This is a genomic window from Streptomyces sp. NRRL WC-3742 (assembly GCF_000720635.1).
In the GTDB taxonomy this organism is placed as follows: Bacteria; Actinomycetota; Actinomycetes; order Streptomycetales; family Streptomycetaceae; genus Kitasatospora.
This window is the reverse complement of the sequence record NZ_JOCF01000177.1, coordinates 1-745: the sequence shown is the minus strand read 5'-3', so window position 1 is coordinate 745 and position 745 is coordinate 1. Positions and strand designations below refer to the sequence as shown.

The following is a 745-nucleotide window of genomic DNA, read 5'->3' as shown; positions in this document are numbered from 1 at the left end:
CGCATGCGGTCCAGGACGGTGTCGGCGGTGGGCCGGTGGAGTTCGTCGACGATGCGGCCGTCGGCGAGGAAGACGACGCGGTCGGCGTAGGAGGCGGCGACGGGGTCGTGGGTGACCATGACGACGGTCTGGCCGAGTTCGCGTACGGAGTTGCGCAGGAAGGAGAGGATCTCGGCGCCGGAGCGGGAGTCGAGGTTGCCGGTGGGCTCGTCGGCGAAGATGATGTCGGGCTTGCTGGCGAGGGCGCGGGCGCAGGCGACGCGCTGCTGCTGGCCGCCGGAGAGCTGGGAGGGGCGGTGGCTGAGGCGTCCGGAGAGGCCGACGGTGTCGACGACGCGGTCGAGCCATGCCTTGTCGGCCTTGCGGCCGGCGATGTCCATGGGGAGGGTGATGTTCTCCAGGGCGGTGAGGGTGGGGAGGAGGTTGAACGCCTGGAAGATGAAGCCGATGTGGTCGCGGCGCAGCTGGGTGAGCTGCTTGTCCTTGAGGCCGACGAGTTCGGTGTCGCCGATGGTGGTGGAGCCGGAGGAGACGGTGTCGAGGCCGGCCATGCAGTGCATGAGGGTGGACTTGCCGGAGCCGGAGGGGCCCATGATGGCGGTGTACTCGCCCTGGGGGAAGGTGACGCTGACGTCGTCGAGCGCGACCACGCGGGTCTCGCCCTCCCCGTAGACCTTGTTCAGGCCGGTCGCGCGGGCGGCCGCCCGACCGGTACGGACGGCGGTTGCGGTCGACGTGGTCACGG

At 70.6% G+C, this 745-nt stretch carries 1 protein-coding gene; it reads right to left on the bottom strand.

Going from position 1 to position 745, the window contains the following annotated elements; all coding sequences use genetic code 11:
- A partial coding sequence (locus IH61_RS0139925) for an ABC transporter ATP-binding protein (protein WP_037974184.1) occupies positions 1 to 743 on the bottom strand: 743 nt, incomplete at its 3' end.
- Positions 744 to 745 lie beyond the last annotated feature (2 nt).